General features: G+C 41.2%; 20 protein-coding genes, 1 tRNA gene and 1 riboswitch. Of the genes, 3 read left to right on the top strand and 18 right to left on the bottom strand.

The window, feature by feature from the left end; genetic code table 11:
* Window positions 1-10: 10 nt before the first annotated feature.
* From thiD to T501_RS16510, 10 genes are all read right to left on the bottom strand, one after another.
* Window positions 11-868: a bifunctional hydroxymethylpyrimidine kinase/phosphomethylpyrimidine kinase gene (gene thiD, locus T501_RS16560; protein ID WP_242845554.1), complete on the bottom strand. Its 858-nt coding sequence runs from the start codon at window positions 866-868 to the stop codon at window positions 11-13.
* 116 nt (window positions 869-984) lie between these two features.
* Window positions 985-1,632 (bottom strand): thiamine phosphate synthase, encoded by a 648-nt coding sequence (thiE, locus tag T501_RS16555; RefSeq protein ID WP_044916252.1) that lies wholly within the window; start codon window positions 1,630-1,632, stop codon window positions 985-987.
* A gap of 73 nt (window positions 1,633-1,705) precedes the next feature.
* The gene (thiM, locus tag T501_RS16550) at window positions 1,706-2,524 is read right to left on the bottom strand and encodes a hydroxyethylthiazole kinase (RefSeq protein ID WP_044916250.1); all 819 of its coding nucleotides are present in this window, start codon (window positions 2,522-2,524) and stop codon (window positions 1,706-1,708) included.
* The gene (gene thiW, locus T501_RS16545) at window positions 2,525-3,067 is read right to left on the bottom strand and encodes an energy coupling factor transporter S component ThiW (protein ID WP_044916247.1); all 543 of its coding nucleotides are present in this window, start codon (window positions 3,065-3,067) and stop codon (window positions 2,525-2,527) included. It lies immediately after the preceding gene.
* 175 nt (window positions 3,068-3,242) lie between these two features.
* Window positions 3,243-3,347: riboswitch (TPP riboswitch) on the bottom strand.
* A gap of 21 nt (window positions 3,348-3,368) precedes the next feature.
* A complete protein-coding gene (locus T501_RS16535) occupies window positions 3,369-4,124 on the bottom strand; it encodes an alpha/beta hydrolase (RefSeq protein WP_044916244.1) in 756 nt (251 codons plus the stop codon).
* A 52-nt stretch (window positions 4,125-4,176) separates the two neighbouring features.
* A complete protein-coding gene (locus tag T501_RS16530) occupies window positions 4,177-4,731 on the bottom strand; it encodes an NUDIX domain-containing protein (protein WP_044916241.1) in 555 nt (184 codons plus the stop codon).
* Between the two features lie 141 nt (window positions 4,732-4,872).
* Entirely contained in the window at window positions 4,873-6,819 is a 1,947-nt protein-coding gene (locus tag T501_RS16525) for an oxidoreductase (RefSeq protein ID WP_044916240.1), read from the bottom strand.
* A gap of 72 nt (window positions 6,820-6,891) precedes the next feature.
* On the bottom strand, window positions 6,892-7,737 hold the full coding sequence (locus T501_RS16520) for an MBL fold metallo-hydrolase (protein ID WP_044916238.1): 846 nt from the start codon (window positions 7,735-7,737) through the stop codon (window positions 6,892-6,894).
* A 50-nt stretch (window positions 7,738-7,787) separates the two neighbouring features.
* Window positions 7,788-9,203: an MFS transporter gene (locus tag T501_RS16515; protein ID WP_044916237.1), complete on the bottom strand. Its 1,416-nt coding sequence runs from the start codon at window positions 9,201-9,203 to the stop codon at window positions 7,788-7,790.
* Window positions 9,178-12,003: an alpha-L-rhamnosidase gene (locus tag T501_RS16510; RefSeq protein WP_044916235.1), complete on the bottom strand. Its 2,826-nt coding sequence runs from the start codon at window positions 12,001-12,003 to the stop codon at window positions 9,178-9,180. The genes T501_RS16515 and T501_RS16510 overlap by 26 nt, the downstream gene beginning before the upstream one ends.
* Window positions 12,004-12,143: 140 nt before the next feature.
* Between T501_RS16510 and T501_RS16505 the strand changes: the two genes are divergently transcribed.
* Window positions 12,144-13,340 (top strand): helix-turn-helix transcriptional regulator, encoded by a 1,197-nt coding sequence (locus T501_RS16505; RefSeq protein ID WP_044916234.1) that lies wholly within the window; start codon window positions 12,144-12,146, stop codon window positions 13,338-13,340.
* Between the two features lie 154 nt (window positions 13,341-13,494).
* On the opposite strand, the gene T501_RS16500 is transcribed toward T501_RS16505, so the two are convergent.
* The 3 genes from T501_RS16500 to T501_RS16490 all read right to left on the bottom strand — a co-directional run bounded on the left by T501_RS16500 (window position 13,495) and on the right by T501_RS16490 (window position 15,049).
* Window positions 13,495-14,184 (bottom strand): YczE/YyaS/YitT family protein, encoded by a 690-nt coding sequence (locus T501_RS16500; protein ID WP_242845553.1) that lies wholly within the window; start codon window positions 14,182-14,184, stop codon window positions 13,495-13,497.
* A 57-nt stretch (window positions 14,185-14,241) separates the two neighbouring features.
* A complete protein-coding gene (msrA, locus tag T501_RS16495) occupies window positions 14,242-14,778 on the bottom strand; it encodes a peptide-methionine (S)-S-oxide reductase MsrA (protein WP_242832986.1) in 537 nt (178 codons plus the stop codon).
* A 187-nt stretch (window positions 14,779-14,965) separates the two neighbouring features.
* A tRNA-Leu gene (locus T501_RS16490) sits at window positions 14,966-15,049 on the bottom strand.
* Between the two features lie 273 nt (window positions 15,050-15,322).
* Between T501_RS16490 and T501_RS16485 the strand changes: the two genes are divergently transcribed.
* Window positions 15,323-16,741: an MFS transporter gene (locus T501_RS16485; protein WP_044916231.1), complete on the top strand. Its 1,419-nt coding sequence runs from the start codon at window positions 15,323-15,325 to the stop codon at window positions 16,739-16,741.
* A gap of 291 nt (window positions 16,742-17,032) precedes the next feature.
* Here the strand turns inward: T501_RS16485 and T501_RS16480 are convergent, their stop codons facing one another.
* The 5 genes from T501_RS16480 to T501_RS16460 all read right to left on the bottom strand — a co-directional run bounded on the left by T501_RS16480 (window position 17,033) and on the right by T501_RS16460 (window position 21,783).
* Complete coding sequence (locus T501_RS16480) at window positions 17,033-18,340, bottom strand: TldD/PmbA family protein (protein WP_081675246.1); 1,308 nt, start codon at window positions 18,338-18,340, stop codon at window positions 17,033-17,035.
* The gene (locus T501_RS16475) at window positions 18,337-19,722 is read right to left on the bottom strand and encodes a TldD/PmbA family protein (protein ID WP_044916229.1); all 1,386 of its coding nucleotides are present in this window, start codon (window positions 19,720-19,722) and stop codon (window positions 18,337-18,339) included. Before T501_RS16475 ends, T501_RS16480 begins: the two co-directional genes overlap by 4 nt.
* Before the next feature lie 281 nt (window positions 19,723-20,003).
* A complete protein-coding gene (locus T501_RS16470) occupies window positions 20,004-20,540 on the bottom strand; it encodes an HAD family hydrolase (protein WP_242832985.1) in 537 nt (178 codons plus the stop codon).
* Window positions 20,527-21,417, bottom strand: a complete 891-nt coding sequence (locus T501_RS16465; RefSeq protein WP_044916226.1) for a ParB/RepB/Spo0J family partition protein — start codon at window positions 21,415-21,417, stop codon at window positions 20,527-20,529. Before T501_RS16465 ends, T501_RS16470 begins: the two co-directional genes overlap by 14 nt.
* 24 nt (window positions 21,418-21,441) lie before the next feature.
* Window positions 21,442-21,783 (bottom strand): DUF1622 domain-containing protein, encoded by a 342-nt coding sequence (locus T501_RS16460; RefSeq protein WP_026510454.1) that lies wholly within the window; start codon window positions 21,781-21,783, stop codon window positions 21,442-21,444.
* A gap of 493 nt (window positions 21,784-22,276) precedes the next feature.
* Here T501_RS16460 and T501_RS21000 point away from each other — a divergent pair.
* On the top strand, window positions 22,277-22,474 hold a 198-nt coding region (locus T501_RS21000), incomplete at its 3' end, for a transposase zinc-binding domain-containing protein (RefSeq protein ID WP_081843224.1).

Genomic DNA, 22,474 nt, shown 5'->3' with positions numbered 1-22,474 from the left:
TTTCATTTATTTAATTTCTGTTTTTGTGACAAATTCCGTGATATAGCGGTCCCCTGCCATGTCCAAGTTTAAGTCCTGCTCTTATGCAGGCCTCGATATATTCTTTTGCACTTTTAACGGCATCTTCAAGGCTCATCCCTTTTGCAAGGTTTGATGCTATAGCGCTGGAAAGCGTGCAGCCTGTTCCATGAGTGTTTGGATTATTAATTCTTTCACCCTCGAAAGTGATAAATTTCCCATCTTCAGATTTTCTTGTTTCGAAATCGTCTTGCAAAGTATTTTTCCCTGTGACAAATAACAAATCATTACTCTTTTCATCGCCTTCAAAAGTGCTGTGTCCACCCTTTATCAGTACATTGCACTTGTAACTGTAAGATATGGTTTTAGCTGCCTCTTCCATATCCTTACTTGATTTAATATCAATACCGCAGATTCTTTTTACTTCCGGTATGTTAGGTGTTATGAGAGTGCACTTTGGAAAAAGCATTGTTTTCATATATTCAAGGTCTGATTCCTTGGATAAATCTGTTCCGGAAGTGGATTTCAAGACCGGGTCAAGTACAATATTTGTCAGCCTGTATTTATCAATGGCTTCCACTACTGTTTCCATAATTCCTATATCCGGTAGCATTCCGATTTTTACTGCATCCGGCGTAATATCAGATAATACCGCCCGTAGCTGCTCAGCAACAAATTCCTTATCCACAGTAAGGACGCCGCTTACCCCCATTGTGTTCTGTGCTGTAAGCGCTGTTATCACACTCATCCCGTACACATCATGGGCTTCCATTGTTTTAAGATCAGCCTGAATTCCTGCCCCACCTGATGAATCACTTCCCGCAATTGTCAAAACTGTTTTCTGTATCACTTTTCCTCCTGCTATTCTAACTGCTTTTGCCCGGTATACAGTCTATCTTTGTTCATCCTGTCATTTTCGACCAGTTCATGTTCTCGCAAGAATAAAGGCAATCATCTCATTTCTTGTTACTTCATTCCAGAAGTTAGCGCCAGAAATCCTTCAACAAGTCCCTCGGCAACTTTCCTTGGATCGTCAGATTTCATTATGGCTGAGACCACACAGATACCTGCAATCGGCGCTCCCTTTAAAATCTGCATGTTATCCCTATTCAGGCCGCCTATGGCATTGGCCGGAATTGGAACTGCAGCGCAAATATCCTTTAAAGTGTCAACAGAAGTAAGTATTGTCTTCACCTTGGTTGTTGTTGGATAAATTGCTCCTACTCCCAGGTAATCTGCACCTTTCTCATAGGCTTCCTTAGCCTGCTCTACTGTTTTAGTAGTGGCACCTATGATCTTATTCTCACCGATTATAGCCCTGGCAATGTCAACAGGCATATCGCTCTGCCCAAGATGCACGCCCTCAGCATCAATCGCCATTACCACATCTATTCTGTCATCTACGATCAGCGGCACGTTATATTTCTTCGTAAGCTCATGGACTTTTGCTGCAAGCTCCATGTATTCCCTTGTGGATTTATCTTTTTCTCGTATCTGTACTATCGTCACTCCTCCGATCAATGCTTCTTCAATCTTGTGTAAAAAGCATTCATCAGAGAGCCCAGTGCTGTCAGTGACCAGATACAACCTTAATTTTTCACTATCTAATCTCATTTCTTCTCCAACTTAAACTAACTTTTTTTCAAAATACTTTCTGATTGTTGACAGATATATTGAAAATAACATTTTATGAAAGCTGCTCTATCCTCTCACGTCTTCTTACCGTCTCCAAATCAACTAATGAAAGCGCGTCGAGAAGGCCTACGAGAAAGCTTCCACAGCCTACAACTATTCCATCATTAACCTCAGAAAAGTGCTTTTTAGCTACGAGCTTTTCATAAGCTACTTCTCCTGCTATTCCGAAAAAGCTACAGGCTTTGACAACAGAATCTATGCTTTCCTTACGCGAAAGATAGGTTGCACATATTGCTCCAAGCATACATCCGGTTCCGGTAATGCTGCTCATGGCAGGGTGTCCGTTACTTACAAAAAATGTTCCTTCTTTTCCTGTGATAATGTCCTTTGCACCAGTTGCCAGAACTACCACTCCATATTTTTGTGAAAGCATCCCTGATGCATCTATGATATCGTTTTCATCAAGACTCTCTTCCGCATCTACACCCTTTCCTCTATAGGCTGCATCTGCTAAAGCCTTAATCTCCGAATAATTCCCCTTTAGTAAAAGAAACTGATTTTGACGATTATTTGTTTTTTCAAGAAGCTCTGACACAAATTCCCGCCTAAGCTTCGAGCACGCAGTACCTACGGCATCAATCACAATAGGAAGATGTCCCATCAGCGCTGCGTCATATGAAATCTTCATAGCTTCCATTCTGGTGTCCGATATATTACCGGTATTAATTAAAAGCGCTGATGCTGTTTCAGTAATCTCATAAACCTCAAGAGGGTGCTCAGCCATTATCGGCTTAGCACCCAGAGCAAGCACAGCATTAGCGCACTGCATCATTGAAATTGGATTTGTAATACAATGTATCAGATCTGACATTTAGATCACCTTTGCTTTAGTAGGTTCATTATTCATATCTTTTAAACTGTTCTGAATTTTTGAAAGAACTCCCGCTGCCTCAAGCCTTACAAGAAGCAAAAATGCAATACTTCCGCCAATAAGCGTACCCATGATAAAGGACGGAACATAGAAGAACCATGTAAGACCTTCTTTTCCCCATAAAAAAGTCATTACAGGATATGAAACTATGGCTCCGATTATTCCTGTTCCAATAATTTCTCCAAGAACAGCAGCAATAATTTTCCCTTTTGATAATTTGTAGAAAACACCTGAAAGTGTAGCCCCAAAGACCGCTCCTGTGAGTGCAAGTGGTGGTATTCCCATTACCAGCATTCTGATAATTCCGATAAGAAGTGCACATAAAAGTGCATACCCCGGTCCCATAAACACCGCACATGTAATGTTGATCAAGTGAGCCATGGGACACATACCCTCGATTCTGAGAATGGGGGATATTACAACTCCCAGAGCAACAAACATTGCAAGCATTACCATCCTAAGTAAATAGTTACTTTTCTTCATTTCATCCTCTTTTCTCAGACGGCGAATCCAAATTTCAGGCCAGAAAATAAGATAAGTGCTCTGCTAAGCCAAAAAGGAAATCCACTGGATATCCCATGAAATAAAAAAGAAAATCCACTGGGATATCCTAGAAAATTAAAAAGCGGAAGCACCGATCCGGTAACTTCCGCGAGTAAATTCCTATTATCAGGCATCCCTACGTTGGCATTATCCAAATCAGGTTCTCGGTCGAAGGTTATACCTTCCTCTCAGCCTGTAACACAAGCTCCCGTCTGTATATTTTTTTCATATTCTTTATACACTAACCAATATTTTTTTTCAAGTTATTATTTAAAAAATCCTTGACTACTTTTAATACTGCAGGAAGATCATTATCGTAACAATGAGTATCTCCTTTTATCAGCTCAAGTCTGCAGTCTTTGTAGAGGTCTTTTGCATCGATTGAATACTGCACCGGCACTGCCTCATCCTGATCACCATGAACTATCATAACAGGCTTATCAAATCTTTTTGCTGCATCCTCAATGTGAAGTGTCTGAGCTGCTCTCACATAATTGCCGCTGAGTGCTCTTCCATCCCAGGACATAAGCTCTTCAGGAATATTATCAGGATCAAAAGGTTTACCTAAAAGCTCGCCCTTTCTTGCACCATCAAGAATTACCAAAGCCGGTGAAAGTGAAATAAGTGCTTTTACTCTCTCCCTCTCCATGCCGGCAAGAAGCATAGCGGTAAGTCCTCCCTGGGAATGTCCGCAAAGATAGATATCTGTCACAAAATCAAGGCTTCTGGCATAATCTATAGCTGCCATTCCGTTAGATAACCACTTGTAAAGTGTATGGTTTCTAAACTCTCCTTCGCTGCTTCCGTGACCATACATATCAATTCTAAGAACAGCAAGTCCAACTTCATTCATAGCCTCCTGCACAGCTACAATATGTCTCTCCTCCATGTGTCCCGTAAATCCATGTATAAGCACACAAATAGGACACTTTTCAGGATTGCCTTTAGGCATATCCAGTTTAATATTCAGTTTAATTCCATCATCAGTTATGTACATTTTTCATACCCTCCAAAATATCTATGTGAATTCTTGTGGACTATTTCCGCTTTTACTCGCAAGAAGTCATGAGCTTATCCATTGAATCCCTGAATATCTCATCATGATCAAATGCAAGATCAGAAAGAGTCAGCGAAAGATCACCATTTTCCAATCTGAACTCCCCATCCTTTTCAGAAATAGAAAACCACTTAGCATCTGCGGCGTCATCTCCTGCTATGGGCTTAACCTCATCCTCATTTACGCAGGCAAGAAAAGCAACAGATACCGTCCAGTCTCTGGGATCTCTACCGGGCTTGCTATACACTCCGACTAGCGTAAGAGCCTTTAAATCCATCCTGATTCCTGTCTCCTCTTCCAGCTCCCTGGATGCTGTTTCTTCTATTCTCTCTCCTGCCTGTGAAAAGCCACCAGGCAGCGCCCATTTCCCAAGACAGGGATGATTGCCTCTTTTTATAAGTAATATCCTGTTACTCCCTGCACCCTTGGCAACTATACATATATCCGATGTAAGTGATGGTTTCTTCCACTTGTCAGGATTATAATTTTTCAGATATTCTGCTTCTGTTAACCCGTTTTTATCTACTTTCTCTAAAACTTCACTCATTTCTACCCTCCGATAACATGTCAGTACACTTGTTTTTTGCAGTCAGAAATTATTTTACAAATGTTATGACAACGTTTCAAGTGGTCTTATTTCTGAGAATAGGCAGTATACTTTTTCAAAAAAGAATCCAACTTAAAAGAATTAAATATCCAGTGCAGCATAGTAACCCTGGTAAACAGCATTAGTAATATTTGAGACCCTTCCGGCATCACCGATTACCCTGACAAAGGGCGCTGTGTCTTTTAGTTGCTCTACCTGATCAATACTCGGCCTTTGCCCAAGAGCACAAATTACAGTCTCTCCGGGAATGAGCACCTGTTTTCCTTCCCTGTTTTCGCAGATTATGCCTGACTTAGTTATTTCAAGCCCTTTCACACCCGTGTGAACCGTCACATATTTCTCGATTTCAGCGAGCAGTAATGGTCTGTGCCTGACATTGGCATCCGGAGCAAGTCGGTCCTTCATCTCTACTATGTGAACGTTTTTCCCTTCCATTCCGAGGTGAATTGCACATTCACATCCCGCGAGTCCTCCGCCAAAAACTACAACGTCATCAGCAACTTTATCTTTTTCCTTATAATAATTATTCACCAAAACTACATTGTCTCCATGAATTCCCTTGATCGGGGGAACAATGGGGCTGGAACCGGTAGCTATTATTAGCGCATAGGGCTTCTCTTTTTCCAACAAGTCCTCTGTGACCCCGGTTCCGGTAATAATCTTAGCTCCTGCCTGCTCCGCAAGGTATCTATATGTATTAGAAAGCTCGTACATCTCATGTTTAAAGGTAATGCCCTGCTCGCTCCTAAGTATTCCCCCAACTTCGCTCTCTTTTTCATACAGAGTGACATCATGCCCTCTTCTTGCCGCAGTATATGCAGCATATAACCCTCCCGGGCCTCCACCGGCAACTATTACTTTCCTTTTCACAGAAGACGGCATAACCTCTATCCCATCCATTTCGCGGCCTATGAGGGGATTCACCGCACACCTTCTCGTAGAAGTAGCTGCTCTCTCTGCCATGCAGGTGAAACATCTAAGGCACTTTACAATCTCCGCCTCCCTGTTCTCTACCACTTTTCTGGGAAGCTCGGGATCTGCCAGCAATGCTCTCGCCATGTAGACAATATCCGCCTTACCCGATGAGATTATTTCTTCCATCTGCTCGGGATCATTCAGTCCTCCAATTGTTGCTACAGGCTTTTTCACATGTTCTCTAATTCTTGCGGCAAGTTCCACATTACATCCGTGTTCTGTAAACATAGAAGGATGGGTATTGCCGAAGGTTCTCTGATAGGTTCCCGCAGATACGTGAATAATATCAACATATGGTTCTACTAATTTTGCAATCTCTATTCCGTCCTCTATTCCATATCCTTCGGGAACAAGCTCTGAACCACTCATTCTGAATTCAATCGGAAAATAATCACCTACCCTGTGTCTTACTTCTTTTAGAACCTCTATTGCAAAGCGGCATCTGTTATCCAAAGATCCGCCATACTCATCATCCCTGTGGTTAAACATTGGGGATAAAAACTGATTTATAAGCCATCCGTGGCCTCCATGGATCATAAGCATCTCGAATCCTGCCCTTTTCGCAAGAGCTGCCACATGACCGTAGGCTGCTACTATATCCTCGATCATATCCTTAGTAAGTGCCTTGACTTTTACACCATCTGCTCTGACAGTATCTGAAGGTCCCCATTGGCTAAGTGAATGCTGCCTGTCTTTATCAGTCATGTAAGTTCCTGCAAACATGCCGGAATGAGATAACTCCAGTGAAGGAACTGCTCCGTGTCTTTTTATAGCATCTGCTGTGTATGTAGCAGCAGCAAGAGAATTCAGTATGCTTTCATCCAGGTGATATGCATGTGAGCCGTCGGTTGCCGGGTGTACCATTAGCTCAGACACTGTAACAGCAGCAGCTCCTCCCCTTGCCCTCAGCTCATAAAAAGCTGTTGATTTTGGTCCAATACATCCGTCATTTGTTATATCAGTTCCGCCCATGGGTGCCGAGAACATTCTGTTCCTGAAAACAGTTCTCCCAACGGTAATCGGCGAACTTAATGCTTTATATTTTCTTTCCATAAAAACCTCTCTCCTATGAAGTAAAAACCATTATGACTTCTTGAACGCAAAAAGGTAAAAGCGTTCAATAATCTATAATATCTTATCCTTGTTATAGATCAGGTTAGCGCTTTTCCCATCAATTCTGTTAAAGTGGTCATCCGCTTCCTTAGCAAGATATCCCATCACGCCCATAAACGGCATCGGTCTGTCTATAGTGTTGCCACCTAATATATCATCACAGACATCAATCATCTCGTTCAAGATGTCCTTTCCAACTTCCATATCATGATGACATATATAAACCTTGTCGTATCTGCCTGAAAGCCTGTCTCTCAGGTTCACTGTGGTCTGCCTGTATTCAGTTACGGATGAGCAGATTCTATCAAACAGAAACGTCGATTTATTACAGGCATCCCCGGTAATGAGAATTCCGAGCTCCGGTATAAGAAGCACCATTGTGCCTTTCGTATGACCCGGATAGGCGTAAATCTCTACTGTCACGCCTCCAAGGTCAAATACCATACCGTCATGCAGCTCCTTAAAATCGAATTCCGGAACCTCTTCAACATAATCATTATTGGTTATTCCATACTCATCAAAGGCATCCCCCAGATTGGCATGAATATATCCGTCCCTCTCGGCAAATGGGAGCATAGACTGATATAGCGGAATATCTTTGTGATTCATGTACACATTTTTATCTGAAAACTCCGGAACTCCCAGGGCATGATCCAGATGCCCGTGCGTTATCACAACCTCATACTCTTTGTCAGTGATAGTATCCACCAGCTTTCTAAGTCCCTTTACACCCAGATTGGTGTCCATCAGAACAGCTTTATTGTCGCCCTCTATAAGATACATTATTTCGCCGCAGGCACTTCTTATTGCCGTGATGTTTCCATTTACTTTTTCCGCAGAAAAAAAATCTCTGTTCATAAACTCTCTCCAATTATGATGCTCATCATTTGAGTCTAAATTGTAACAGCTTAAGCATTCTGCTCCTTTAACCTCTCTATGTCTCTCTCACAACGATAGAAAAGAAGGAAAAGAACAAACATTGCTCCGGACATAAGCGCCGGAACCCAGCCGTACATGAAATTAATTGCTGTAGATACGCTCTCCGGCTGCCTTTGTCCAAAAGCATCCAGGGCCCCATCAAATCCGGCTGCTGCCAGCACCCATCCAAAAATAGCCTGTCCCAGGCCAAGGCCGATCTTCTGTGCAGCAGATATTCCTGCATTGCCCATACCTATTGTATCAATTCCTGTCTTAAGTTTTCCATAAGAAACTGTATCTGCTACCATACCAAGAGCCATTCCTCCGCAAAGGCCTACTCCAAGCCCCTTGAGGACATTTCCGGCAATAAGGATTACGGGCACTGTGGAGAATGCTGTTGCCAAAAAGCCTATCGCCATAACCAGCATACCAAATGTATAGATTTTCTCCTTGGATATCTTCTTCATAATTACCGGTGTGGCGAACATTATTGCGAATTGAGATATCGAAATGGCGTTGGATAATAATCCATATTTTGACATGTCATACAGCACATACTGAGCATAGAAAACATTGCCCATTGCATAAAAAATGATGATGGTAAACACGACAAAGTTTCCGAGAGTCAGCAGGAGCCAATATTTATTCTGAAGCAATGCTTTAACTGTCTCAATGAATGATGTTTTATCAGATTTGCTGCTTTCTGCTTTTGTTTCCTGCAGTTTTACTTCACCCTTTACTCTCTCTTTTGTATTGAAAACGCAGAACAGTGACACAAGAACCATCACTAAACAGTAGATGATCATAGTCATTGTAAATGCCCTCTGCGTATAGAGGGTTTCCGTGCTTGATGTAAACCATCCAAGGAAAGTAACAAAAGTCGAATTGACCACTACATTTGCAAGCGTCTGAAATATCTGCTGCAGATTACCCAGAAGGCCTCTCTCATATTTATTATTGGTTACAAGCCCCACCATGGAATAAAACGGCACGATCATACCTGTAAGGAATACCGCATTAACAATATTGTACAGCAGAAATACATAGATATACTGAGCAAGAGACGGCCAGTTCTGCGGAACAAAAAACAGCAGCATTGTGGATATCGCAAAAGGTATGCACATCCTGAAGAGCCATACTTTTGCTTTTCCCATTTTGGTATCAGTCCTGTCCACCAGGCGCCCCATTATCAGGTCAGATATACCGTCAAAAAACTTGGAAACAGCCAGAATAGTTGCTATAATTCCGGCATTTAACCCCACTGCGGAAGTAAAATAAATTGTCAGGAAAGATCCTATGATACCGTTTATCAGATTAAACCCAAAACCTCCGGAACTGTATGCAATTCTCTCTCCCCATCCTAAATTCCCTTCCGGATCATCATGCTTTGTTGTCAGATTTAACATTTTCATTTCCTCCTATAGTGCGCAATTTCATTAGATCTTTTTTCAATTTTCCGATCATCTCATCAGAAAAGCCCATATAAAACATATTGGATAATGTAGACAGGCTCTCATATCTATAGTCCTCCTGGGATAAGAAGTATTCCAGGAGAGGCGAATCCTCATGGATTATTTCCATAGCCTCCTTATCTGTCATCATATCCTTGAAAAGTGTCCCCTCACTGTATCTACACAGTAAGTCCCTCTCCGGCTGATATTCAAATTCATATACCCCGGCCGTAAAGGTTTCACTTTCATACCCTTCAACCTGCTTTGGAGCAAAAGGAAGTTTAACAGCTGCGCTGCAGTCAAAAGGAATCTCTATTTTAAGGTGAAGCATTCCATCTTGTTTTATCTCCCAGAATACTCTGTAATCTCCATAAACTGAGCGATATGTGCAATCCATATAACGCAGTCCTATATTGGGAGCGGGCTCTATGGCTGCCTTTTTGAATCCGGGTTTAATCGGCTTTATTCCTGCTACATTTCTGTATAGGAATTCCTCCACCGAACCAAAGGCATAATGGTTAAGGGAATTCATCATTGTTCCGGATAGATGACCGTCATCCAGTACAGAATTCCACCTCTCCCATATGGTCGTTGCTCCAAGGTCTATGCAATGCAGCCACCCCGGATATCCGGTCTGCAAAAGGAAATAGTACGCCTCTTCAACCATATCATTGTCTGCAAGAACCCTGCATAATATAGGCGCTCCCACAAAACCACATTTAAGCTTATAGCAGTCTTTGTAGAGTCTCTTCTTAAGGCCATCTATAACCCTCTGCTTTTCCTTGTAGATACCGGTATATAGTGAGACTACATATCCTGTCTGCGTATCTATAGAAAGTCTGCCGGAATCGGTAAAATACTCCTTTAGAATCGCCTCTCTTATATGGTCATGAAGGTTTAAGTAATATACTTCATCAGATGCATAGCCCAGTTCTTTTGCCGCTTTTGCCAAAAGTTCCACCGACATAGCATAGTAGCAGGAGCCTATAAAATATTCATCTGTACCTCCACTCATACTCTGCTCAGTTCTTCCGTCCAATGCCAGCCAGTCACCAAGCTGTGCTCCCCAGTCAAACAGATATTTTTGGCCGCGCTTTGCGTCATCCTCAGTAATCCTGTCCACCCATGCCTTCATCGCAGGATAGTGCTTTTTCAACACATATATGTCTCCAAAATACTCATAGAGAACCGTGGGGAGAATCGTAGCAATGTCCCCCCAGACACTTGAATATATGGCGCTGTTTTTATCAAAAACCGGTATTACTCCCGGCATTATCCCTGACAATTGCTCCTGTGCTTCCATGAGATCATGCATGAATTTGTCGTAAAAAGCTCCTGTTCTCATGTTGTAGCTTGCAGTCCTTGCAAATACCTGTGCATCTCCGCACCAGCCAAGTCTTTCATCTCTTTGAGGACAATCTGTAGGAAAATCGATAGAATTTGATTTTTGTCCCCAAAGGACATTACTTATGAGTCTATTAACCTTGTCATGACCGGTCTGCACAAAGCCGGTCCTCTCCATGGATGTATAGATTGCTTTTCCGACAAAGTTCTCCTTTGTGATCTCGCCAACCCATCCCGTAATCTTGATATATCTGAATCCGAACCATGTGAATTTGGGGCTCACCCAGCCGCTCTTGCCATCAGATATATATGTAAACTTAGATTTAGCTGCCCTGTAATTGTCGTGGTAAAAATTGCCGTCCTGCAGAATTTCCGCACATTCAAGCACCACCTTAGCGCCTTTTGGCAGCTCTGAGTAGAATGAAACATATCCCGCAAAATTCTGCCCAAAGTCCAATACCGTCTCTTTATTTGGAGTTGTAATAATTTCCTTCAATGCAATGATTTCCTGCTCCAGCACGGGTGGACTTATTCTTGAGATCACATTTCCTTTGTAATTACTTATCAGAGCCTCTTTTTCATAGTTCTCACTATCTTTCCACAGCAAACCGTTGTAGATATATCCATGATAGATATCACTGTCCTCTATTTCGGATCCTTTATATGTCCAGCTGTCATCCGTCACGCAGATATCTTCGGTTCCATCCTCATAAACTACATGGAGCTCCGACAAGAGCATGAATTTACTTCCCCAGTTTTCATTTGATCCCGCAAGGCCAAAAGTACCTTTATACCAGCCGTTACCCATGAGTACTTCAATCCGGTTTTGCTCACCGATAAGCCTCGTCACGTCATAGGTCTGATACTGAACTTCCCTGTGATAATCTGAATAATACGGTGTAAGAAGTTCTTCTCCCACCCGGTCTCCGTTTATATATGCTTCATACATCCCAAGGCCGGAGATATAGAGTCTTGCCGTTAAGATTCGCTTTGCCTTATCTGTTTCAAAGTTCTTGATGAAAACAGGATGAAAAGTATCTTCATCTCTATGAGTAATCCACTTGGCCTTCCATTCCTCATTCATCTTGCCGGTTTCAAAGAAGTAATTTGAAACACTCTCGCATGAGTCTCCTTTTTTCATAGCTACCCATACTTTTACAAAATATCTTGTTCTTGGAGTGGGCACAAAATCCAGCAGTATACAGGCGCTATTTGGCTCCGTTTCCTCTTTCTCATATACAACCATGGAAAAAGCTGCGTCGCGGCTGACTATGATCTTTGCCCTGTCCATGCCGCCGGATGAAGACATCTCCTTCTCTGCTCCGGATATGCGAAATGAAAGCCTGATCGTATCAAAGGCATAGCCTATAGGATTTCTAATGCCGTTTATTCTTACATTATCTACTCTCATATTTTCTCCTCATGTGATAATCACCATTTGTAGTTTTCAGTATACAGTCTGAATCAAAAATAAATATCGTTTTTCTTACCTTTATGATATTATTTTTACATATTTTATCATGCCAAATTATTTTTTATATACGAGGGAAAATGAACAAAACTGAAAGTATGCTTATGAATATAGCTGCAATAACAAAAGTTGAGCTATGTGTAATTGAGGAAGGTAAAGCCGAGAATGTACTCACCGGCGAAAAACTATCTATGGATAATGGAACAATACGCAGCAGGATTGCAACAATTCTAAGCGGCAAATCCTATCCGGTAATCATAATTGACGACAACAACGTGTTTTTTGCCTGTCTGAAGGAAAAAGACACTTGTTTTCTATTGGGACCTGTTTGTGTAAGACCCTTGAGCGGTAGTGAACTTAGAAAACATTATCGTCTTCATCACATAAATCCCCATATCGGGCACGATCCGAAAGTTATGGCCTTCACAGATTTTCTTAATCTGATATCTCTAATCTCGTGCACTATCGGTGGAAAAAGTTATAATCACTCTGAGTTGCTTGCGCTTAACAACCTCCCGGAATCGTTACTATTGCCAAATAGACATGAACAGATTCTGTTCGATTTATCTGCGGATGAAGACACCTCATACCACCATACCTATATGGATGAACAGTCACTTCTAAGCTGTATTCGGGAAGGAAGGACAGATGACGCTCTTATGCACACCATGACTCTGGACACCCAGATAGGAAGAATGTCCAAAAAAGAATATTCACACTGGACTAAATTATGTGCAGTGTCCATAACTCTGTGTACCAGAGCCGCTATTGAAGGAGGCCTGACTCCTGCTCAAGCCTACCGTATAAGTGATTTCTATATGCAAAAGATGGATGCTTGCCAGAGCATACCATCACTGATATCCTGCCGCAATCAAGCCATAACAGACCTCACAGACCGTGTTGCCTCAAAACAAAACAACATACGTACATCCAGTTATGTGGAAAAATGCAGGGATTATGTCAGCAAGAATTATATGAACAAAATAAAAATAGGTACGATAGCTGATTCCCTCGGAATCAACGAATCATACCTATCCAGAATTTTCTCACGTGAGACCGGTAATCGGTTTCAGGATTATGTTAATATAGTCAGAACGGACAGAGCTGCCAATCTTCTGACATATTCCGAAGAGCCGCTGGCACACATCGCGGAATATGTAGGATTCCCTTCACAGAGTTACTTCGGGAAAATATTTTTGCGCTTTAAGGGCATGACACCAAGGCAATACCGGGAAAAACATAAACCGCTTGAATTTACATCTATTACTCAGTCATAGGATGTACCCATTGTTTCATAAACCCCTGTCCTGTACATTTATTTACTAAAGGTTCTGCCATTCCGGCTCCTGCCAGGGATCAAGCTTTCCTCCATCCATGCACTGCTTCCAACATACTCATCTGTGTCTGTAAGCACTCTGAAAGCAATATTCTTCAGGCAGCTTTTTTATGCATGAAAACCTTCGCAGATTCACCAAGATGCTGATGATGCACGTGTGTCGCATCAAAATGAACCGTCTTAAATGCCATTTGCATAATAGGTCCTGTGGCAAAAGCACATATAAGAGTTCCTATCCCAACAGGTCCTCCCAGAAGCCATCCAATAAGCGTTGCTGTTCCAAGAAGCGCAATACTGACAAGACCAATCGGAACCCTTTTGGCACGCTTGGCAAGAGCCACAAGAAGCGTATCCCTTGGGCCACAGCCAAGTGATGCACTCATATATGTATACTGAGTATACGCCATGATGATAAGTCCTAAGATCATAACCGGAATGCCGCTCGCTATAGAATCACATTTTTTCACAGCCTGAATGCTATTAAAGAAATCAACCGCTTTTCCCACAACCAAAGCATCTATAAACATAGCGATTCCTATAGGCTCCTTCAGTGCAATATCTATTCCAAGAATCGCGTAGGAAACAGCTATGGAAGCTGTTCCATATAAAATCCCCAGCGTTTTCGCAAGGCCAAGATTCAGTACATCCCACGGACCTGCTCCTATGTTGGCCTGAATCGTGAGATATACACCAAATCCATTAATAAAAAGGCTCACCGCCGCAATGAGCATGTTCAAAACAATCTCATGTGTTGTACGATTCCCCATTAAACCTAACTTTTTCATAACTAACCATTTCCAAACTACTTGTTTTAATTTTTTTGATTTTCTCTCTTCTGAATATCAGGCTTTCTTTCTCCCTGATTCTATGAGTTCTTTTTCAAAAGCTTCAGGATTTTTCAGATAATAATCCTGGTGATACTCCTCAGCCTCATAGAAGTTTTTATAGGGTATAAGAGCAACCTGAACCTTCTTATCTGAGCCTTTTTCTATCTCTGAAATCTTAAGTTCAGCCTTTTCTTTTTCTTCAATAGAATTATAAAAAATTGCAAGGGTATATGAAAAGCCCTTATCAATAAACTGCCCCTCTGAATCAAAGGGATCCACATTGGCAAAATAAATATCCAGAAGCCTCTCGTAAGAAACCTTCTCCGGATCATATACCAGCTTTATGGTCTCCCTGTGACCCGTCTCCTGGTGCTTAACCTGCTCATAAGTAGGATTAACCTCATCACCACCTGCATAGCCGCAGATAACCTTATCTACACCATACATCTTATATATAGGTGTCACGCACCAAAAACAACCTCCGGCAAAATATGCTTCTGCCATTTTCCCGGAATTATTCAATTCAGTTATGCTTGTTGCTTCATTATTCATGTCATAAACCTCATCCTAAAAGTCTTGTATTGTACGCAAAAAGATTGTATCACACACCAAAATAAATGCAACACAGTAGAGCAACGCCGACCGGAGCGAAGCGGAGACCTTGAACCCAGGGTTCAAGGGGCTCCTCGGCACGAACAAAAAACGGATATGGCAATCTGCCATATCCGTTTTTTATTCGTGCGGAAGAAGGGACTTGAACCCTCACGATGTAGCCATCACAAGATCCTTAGTCTTGCTCGTCTGCCAATTCCGACACTTCCGCATTCAGTTGTCTTTCGCTGTTCTGTATCCGTCAGCGACAACTTCTATATAATAACAAATTCTCAGAAATAGTCAACACCTTTTTTCAACTTTTTTTAAAAATCGTAAATTAGTTTTTATATAAGCGTTATTTAGTTGTCTATGTGAATATTTACCAATTAATTTATCAATTAATTCTACTAATAGAACACTGAATTTATGCCTCCGGAACCATTCATAGGATACTGTTTTATAGTATAATGGTTTCTATAAATACTGAAAGGACTTTTTTACCATGAAAGAATTAAAACCTATCACAAACAAGCTCTTATGGATTTTTGCGATTGGCCAGTTTGGCTGGAGTCTTCTATCCGGAATTGTTTCTAACTGGATGGTCTACTACTATACCGGCACTCCCAGTGAGCAGAATCCAAACACCGGAGTTTTTGCATCCGGAATTACCCAGACCCCAATACTATTCAGTCTCACTTTATTCGGACTGGTACTTGCAGCGGGACGTATTTTTGATGCGGTCAGCGATCCGCTTATAGCAGGATGGTCTGACAGAAGTAATTATAAAGGCGGAAGAAGAATTCCTTTCATGCGTGCCATGGCCGTTCCGTTTTCACTTTGCACCATAGGCCTGTTTGTTCTCCCGCAGACACAGAATATCATAGTCAATGATACTGTTCTTTTCATATTACTAATGGTTTTCTATCTGTTTATGACTATGTTTTGCACTCCCTACAATGCACTGATTGCAGAGCTTGGAGATACTCAGCAGCATCGAATCAATGTATCAACCTACATTTCATTTACATTTATTCTCGGCCAGAGTATTTCATTCCTTCTCCCCAATGTGGCAGATGCATTAAAAGGAACTGTAGGTCAGACAAACTCCATAAGATATTCTGTTGCTTTCATGTCATCAATTGCCTGCATAGCAATGCTCTATCCTGCTTTCTATATAAAAGAACGTGATTACATCGATTCAACGCCAAGTGAAACCAAGCCCTTCAAGTCACTGGCTCAGACTTTTTCAAACAAACAGTTCAGACACTTTGTATACAGTGATGTTATATATTTCTTTGCACTGACACTTTTTCAGACAGGACTTGCTTTTTACGAGACACAGCTCATGGAAATTGAAGACACCTGGACCTTCGTTCTCACTGCCACAATGACCCTGATCAGCGTAATGCTATATCCTATGGTTAATATTCTTGCCAAAAAGATCAGTAAAAAGCCTCTGATCATCATCGGCTTCTTTTCATACTGCTGCGTATTTGCCATTGCAGGGCTGTGTCAGAAGGGCCTTTACTGGGGCTTTATCATAGCTGTTGTAGCAGCTGTTCCCATGGCAATCCTTGGTATTCTCCCTCAGGCCTGCGTAGCCGATGTTGCTGAGCTTACAAGACTTCAGACCGGCGAGGACCGAAGTGGTATGTTTTTTGCCGCAAGAACTTTTGCTTTCAAAATGGGTCAGGCTATCGCAATGGTAACCTTTACCTCAATCACTGTATCTCAGACAAAGATGAGCTACAGAGTAACAGCATTTGTCGCACTGATAACCTGCTTTATAGGAGCATGTATCTTCTTTACATTTGACGAAAAGGCTATTCTGGTAGAAATCAAAAAGCTTAAAGACAGCATTAATGGCGTCAAGAGAAAGCCGGTAACCGTCGTAAGCAAAGCTGATAGAAAGAAGAAATAGTTTATAAGCCATAAATCAGCACTTTATGTTAGTACTGTAAACAGAGCTGGTTCATGAAAAATAATTATTATAAAAGCTGTGAAAATGAGGAACAGACATTCCGCATTTCACAGCTTTTTATTTACTCTCCTCTAATAACGATAGTTTATTATCTGACATAGTCCGTTCGGATGCCAGTACCGTTACCCACTCACTGCGTTCATGGACGGTACTAGGCTCTAATAATCGCCTGCTCTTTGTAACCAGGAAAAAGTGATGTTCCTTATCTCAGGCATAGGAGCTTTTCAAAATTTACTCAGTTCCTCCGGATATTGTAATTCCTGACATTTCGATATAAGGAATTACTGAACCACCATCACAAACCTGCTCTTTTGAAATCGCCTTGATGTTCTTAAACATCTCAAAGAGGTTGGCACTGATCATAGTTTCAATTACAGCACCCTTAATCTCTCCGTCTTCTACATAGAAGCTGTTCTTTGCAACTCCTGCCAGTTCGCCATTTGCACCGGGCATTCCACAGGAAACCGATCCAACAATGAGTCCCTTTTTAACACCCTTTATCATATCTTCAAAAGAGGTATCGCCTGCCTCAATAATAAGATCCTGTGAACTGTTGGCCGCTCTGTTAACACCGCATTTATTTGCCGCATAAAGAGATGTTGCAAAGCACTTTAATACGCCCTTATCTATAAGCGTGTAGTCCTCTGATCTAAAGCCATCTATGGTATGTCTTTCACCAAGAATAATCCTCTCATCATAGGGCTTTGAACTCAATGTAAACATAGGTGAAGCAACCTGCTCTCCTACTTTATCGAGCCACACACTTGTCTTGTTGATAATAGCAGGGTCCAAAACCGCATTGTAACAAAGGTAGCTGACCATCTGTGAAACGCAGCCGGGAGTGAGTATTATATCTCCTTCAAACTTTTCTGACACCTTAATGGGATTTAATGAATTTTCTGCATCAGTAAGCTCTTTTTCAATATTTCCAAGAGTAATAAGCTCCTTATCAAGGCTGTCAAAGATCACACCTGTACTCGCTACTCCTGTGGTATTTTCTCCATCAGTTCCTGCAAATTCAAGCATTATAAGATAGTAACCAAAGTCACAGTCATCCTTTGTTCCACCTGTATTCATGTAAACATAATGACCCTTTACATATTTTGCGAACATCTCAATCAGTCTTATCTTTTTATGTTTTTCGGCAATTGTATTTGACAGTTCCTGTGTTCTTTCCATGAGCTTGTCAATATCAGGTTCAAGAACACCCATCTTAAACTTTTCAGGTTCAAGGCCGGGAGCAATGTCAAAACAATCATCTGCATCCCCTGATTCGGCTGAAGCGATTGCATCATCAACTGCCTTTTTTATCTGTTCTTCCGAACACTTATTTATGCTGGCAATGCCCTTTTTATGGTCCTTAATCACTTTGATGGAAACATCATTATCAAAGAGAGTTCTGAAAAGTGTAAACTTTCCATCCTTTACCGTAATCTCATTGGTCTCTGTTTCTGATATTGTAAAATCCGCCTTAAGGCCTTCTTTTTCATTTAAATAAGCATATGTTTTCTCTGCGATATCCAAAATATTAGCCATCATCTGCCTCCGATCATGATCTTGCACTTAATTGCCGGGCCGCCCATTGATACAGGCATTGCCTGTTTTTTACCACAAGTTCCTGATGTATTCCAGGTCACAGTATCAGATACCATATCAACTGTATTTAGCATGTCAAATGCAACACCTGAAACAGTAGTATCAAGGATAGCCTTACCAAGCTTGCCATTCTTGATCTCATACCCCATGGTGATTCCAAACATGAACTCGCCCGTAAGATCCGCCTGGCCATTACCGGTGTTGATAAGATAATATCCATCATCAACAGATGCGATCATATCCTCAAGCTTATCTTTTCCCGGATGAACGCAGGTATTTCTCATTCTAATGAGCGGTTCATCTGAAAAGGCATAGCCTCTTGAATTGCCGCAAGGTCTGACACCGTAAAAATCAGCGCTTTCACGATCGTGCATGAAGCCCTTTAATATTCCGTTTTCAATAAGGACAGCATCTCTTGCTTCTGTTCCCTCATCATCAATATAAACCGGAAGAGGTGCCTTATCGCCAAATGCCGTGGACGCAAAATCAGTGATACTTATAAGCTCCGATGCAACCTTCTTATTGAGGTTAGGGCCTGCCACTGAGCCTCCCTGAACAAGGTCTGCCTCAACGGTATGTCCTATTGCCTCGTGAGCTATCATTCCCGCAACGTCAGGATGGAGAATCACAGTTTTTACCCCGGCACTGGCGTATACACCTTCAGCCTTAGCACAAAGATCTTTATACAAAGCCGCTATCTTTTCATAAATCTTCGCAAGATCACTGTAATTGTCTTCAATATGTCCAAATCCGCCAACGGCATCCGAAACCTCCACAGGCTGTCCATCCTTAGAGGTCATATTCAATGTTACATAAAGAGTTGTTCTCGGATACGCCACATGACCATCTGCAGCATCAGATGTTACTATAATCTTCTCCATAGTATCTTCTCTGTAAGCTACAACCCTGCTTAAAAGATCAGGATATTTCTTTTCAATATGAGCATCGATTTCCTTGCAGAGATCAACAAGTCTCTTCTGCTCAAAATCGATGATCATCCTTGGAGAAACTATGGTTTTCTGTTCAAGAATAGGATAAGGCTTCTTCTTTTCAGTGTTGAACTTATCAAGATATCTTGCATTTTTAGTTGCAGCAGCTATAGTCTTTGCAGCTGCTTCGGCAGTATACTCTGCCGTGGAAGCGAATCCGTATGCACCATTTAAGTACACTCTTGCGCAGATTCCACTTTCCTCAGATCTTACATTGGTCACAAGATTACCATTTTGAATGACAATCCTGCGCAGCCTGCTCTCCTGCCCTCTGAGAACAGATTGCATTCCTGTCTCAAAAAGACTCTTTTTCCCCGTTAAGATGTCTTCCAGCATTTTTCATCCTCCATACATTCTTTTTTGCAGATAACAAAATTCTTTTCCTTATTTTAAAAAGTCATAAGGCAAAGATTTCATGAAATCTCATGTACTTAAACACAGTAAACCATAGCCCCCTCCGCATAATCACTGTAAAAAGCACATCCAATGTAACAAAATTTTGTTTTGCCACATAAAATATTTTATATGAAATAGCACAAAAAACAAAGGATTTTTCAGAATATTTCGAAAAATCCTTTATCACTTTAAAGTTTTCAATTACAGCTACTTACTTAAACTTATTGGGGAGCATTTTCAAGTTCTTCCAATTCGTTCAGATGTCTGATTTCCTCAGCTCTTTTGATAATCTTTTCCTGCCACTCATCGTCCTGATCAGTCAGCTGATATGCCCTGTATCCGTACTGCCTGCCAAGGGAACACACTATGGACTCGTCGTCTATGTGAAGCGATATCCGATACATGCTGGGCAGCTTTTGCGGAAGTGTCGTTGCACTGTCTCTTTGAACTTCCTTTATGTGTCTCATTGCATTTACAATACCATCGAACTTTACTCCATAATGCTTGAAAAGATTTTTAATATATTTTTCCGTCCGGTATGAAGATGTATACACCCACACCTCATATCCCATTTCCTGCAGCTTATTTATAAGCTCAGGAGTTCCATATCTAAGCCGCTCCTTGTATATTTTATTAAAAGGAAACTTTAGCGGAGGTTCGGTCTTATGAGTTTCCGGATATACAAAAAGAACCTCATCAAGATCAAAGGAAATCCGCATTTTATCCTCTTTTTTCCCCACTGTTTTATTGCTGCTCATTAGCAATCGCTTCCTCCACAATTTTCATTACTTTTGCAGACCATCTTTCATCATTTTCAGGTATGTCAAAATGATCGAATTCTTTTGATCCGCTGTAGGTTCGAAGAACAGAATCATTATCTACGCTTATTGTTTCCTTGTATTTGTTGGCAATAAGCTGATCAGCAGTCTTTTTCTTTTCAACGACACCAGTATTGTCCAGTTTGCGCGCCGTACCGGTTACAATGCCATCAACATCCACAGAATATTTCTTAAACAGCTTCTTTATATAGTCCATGGAATAATATTTTGATGAAAAAACCCAGACATCATATCCCCTCGAATGGAAAAAGTGGAATAGCGCAGGCACGCCGAGCCTTACCTTTTCTGGAAATTTTGAAGTATCAAGCGAAGAAGGAATATCTTCAAATCTGTCTTCTTCACTTGCGAAAATTATCTCATCAAGGTCAAAGGTAACCCGCTTATTGCGATCTGATTTCTCAAGCATTTTTATAATATCAGAAGGCTTGGTAAGATTGACTATATTGACAGGCATTTTATCTATTCCTGCAATGATAGCCGCTGCCCATCTGTGATGCCCGTTAAGAATCATATACCCATCCGGTCTGACCTTTTCAACCATTAAAGGTTCTGTATCCAGAATACCATTTCTCGCAATATCTTCCCTGAATTTTTTCTGGTACTCAGATATGATTCTGTAGCTGGGTCCTACCGAATCTATGCAAAATTCATCATTTGGGTTAGGATGGAGCTTTTTTACTGATACCTTATTAAACAGAATGCTCTCCAATGGCGATGCTTTCACCGGCACATAGACACCTTTATATTTTTCCAGTTCACTTTTTAAATAAGCAGAAAAACCTGTGGAATCACTCATATTCTCCCTCACATGAAAACATAATTACTTTTTAGGTTCAAGGGCTTTCTCTTCATTTTTGATTTCCCAATGAATAAGGAACGTAAGCGTAGCTCTTAAGGCAATGATTGCTCCCAGGATGCCAAGCTCTGCCCACTCGCGGACAACCACGGTTCTAAGAACCTCTCCGCCCAGCTTAAATTCCAGTGCCAGCGCAATTCCCTGGGCCAGCTCAAGTCTTATGGAATCTTTCTTCCTGATCCAGAAGATGAAGCTCTTTATTGCCGTGTACACAAGTATACATATTCCAAAGAATTCCAATAACAGTGTTGAAAACTCGACTATATAGCGAAGCAGATTTTCAGCATTCAGATACAGTTCTTCCATAGCGCCTCCTTATTTCAGGGAGATTATGCAGCTTAATAAGACTTAAGTATCACATGTAAAAAGCTTCAGGAATCCCGGAACATTTTGTCTCAATACTCTTTTTAACCTATTACTACATATTTATTTTATTATTCTTATTTTGAACATATCAATAAATCTAAAGTTAAGAAATAATAAACTTTATATTTTGTCTGAAATTCTATAAAAAAGCATGTTGCTTGCAACATGCTCGCGCCGAGCGCGGTTGCATTTATGCAACAATTACCATGCGCGCGAGTGCACATCCATAGCGGAGCGCTTTTTATCATATAGGAAATCCAACAGAATTTCCTCTCCAATTAATCAAGTTTTTTTGTGTAAATTCCTAGTTTTTTCATTCTCAGATTGAGTGATTGCTATACGATAAAAAAGTGCCTACGGCACCTCAACTCCCCTGCCCCTCAATCATGAGGGGTGGGGTTGTTTTTTGCCTCAACTCATTCATAATGATTTTATGAAACGAAATACTCTACAAGATCTGTTCCGCGATCATTATGAAGAAATTCAATATACTCTTCATCCCCGCAAGACCGAAATGGAAAACATCGATAAGATGATCAATTGCGGGGATCCTGCTTATGGCGGCGCTATGTACGGCTGCCCTGATTGTGGTACTCTCAAATTTGTTCCCTTTCGTTGTCATTCAAGATTC

This window comes from Butyrivibrio sp. WCE2006, assembly GCF_000701985.1.
Taxonomy (GTDB): domain Bacteria; phylum Bacillota; class Clostridia; order Lachnospirales; family Lachnospiraceae; genus Butyrivibrio.
Note: the sequence above shows the minus strand (reverse complement) of the source record. Positions and strands in the feature narration are given on the sequence as shown.

Excerpts from the sequence above, each read along its gene's own strand:
- thiE (WP_044916252.1), bottom strand. The coding sequence starts at position 1,632 with ATGAGATTAGATAGTGAAAAATTAAGGTTGTATCTGGTCACTGACAGC.
- thiM (WP_044916250.1), bottom strand. The coding sequence starts at position 2,524 with ATGTCAGATCTGATACATTGTATTACAAATCCAATTTCAATGATGCAG.
- thiW (WP_044916247.1), bottom strand. The coding sequence starts at position 3,067 with ATGAAGAAAAGTAACTATTTACTTAGGATGGTAATGCTTGCAATGTTT.
- T501_RS16535 (WP_044916244.1), bottom strand. The coding sequence starts at position 4,124 with ATGTACATAACTGATGATGGAATTAAACTGAATATTAAACTGGATATG.
- T501_RS16530 (WP_044916241.1), bottom strand. The coding sequence starts at position 4,731 with ATGAGTGAAGTTTTAGAGAAAGTAGATAAAAACGGGTTAACAGAAGCA.
- T501_RS16525 (WP_044916240.1), bottom strand. The coding sequence starts at position 6,819 with ATGGAAAGAAAATATAAAGCATTAAGTTCGCCGATTACCGTTGGGAGA.
- T501_RS16520 (WP_044916238.1), bottom strand. The coding sequence starts at position 7,737 with ATGAACAGAGATTTTTTTTCTGCGGAAAAAGTAAATGGAAACATCACG.
- T501_RS16515 (WP_044916237.1), bottom strand. The coding sequence starts at position 9,203 with ATGTTAAATCTGACAACAAAGCATGATGATCCGGAAGGGAATTTAGGA.
- T501_RS16510 (WP_044916235.1), bottom strand. The coding sequence starts at position 12,003 with ATGAGAGTAGATAATGTAAGAATAAACGGCATTAGAAATCCTATAGGC.
- T501_RS16505 (WP_044916234.1), top strand. The coding sequence starts at position 12,144 with ATGAACAAAACTGAAAGTATGCTTATGAATATAGCTGCAATAACAAAA.
- T501_RS16500 (WP_242845553.1), bottom strand. The coding sequence starts at position 14,184 with ATGAAAAAGTTAGGTTTAATGGGGAATCGTACAACACATGAGATTGTT.
- msrA (WP_242832986.1), bottom strand. The coding sequence starts at position 14,778 with ATGAATAATGAAGCAACAAGCATAACTGAATTGAATAATTCCGGGAAA.
- T501_RS16485 (WP_044916231.1), top strand. The coding sequence starts at position 15,323 with ATGAAAGAATTAAAACCTATCACAAACAAGCTCTTATGGATTTTTGCG.
- T501_RS16480 (WP_081675246.1), bottom strand. The coding sequence starts at position 18,340 with ATGATGGCTAATATTTTGGATATCGCAGAGAAAACATATGCTTATTTA.
- T501_RS16475 (WP_044916229.1), bottom strand. The coding sequence starts at position 19,722 with ATGCTGGAAGACATCTTAACGGGGAAAAAGAGTCTTTTTGAGACAGGA.
- T501_RS16470 (WP_242832985.1), bottom strand. The coding sequence starts at position 20,540 with ATGAGCAGCAATAAAACAGTGGGGAAAAAAGAGGATAAAATGCGGATT.
- T501_RS16465 (WP_044916226.1), bottom strand. The coding sequence starts at position 21,417 with ATGAGTGATTCCACAGGTTTTTCTGCTTATTTAAAAAGTGAACTGGAA.
- T501_RS16460 (WP_026510454.1), bottom strand. The coding sequence starts at position 21,783 with ATGGAAGAACTGTATCTGAATGCTGAAAATCTGCTTCGCTATATAGTC.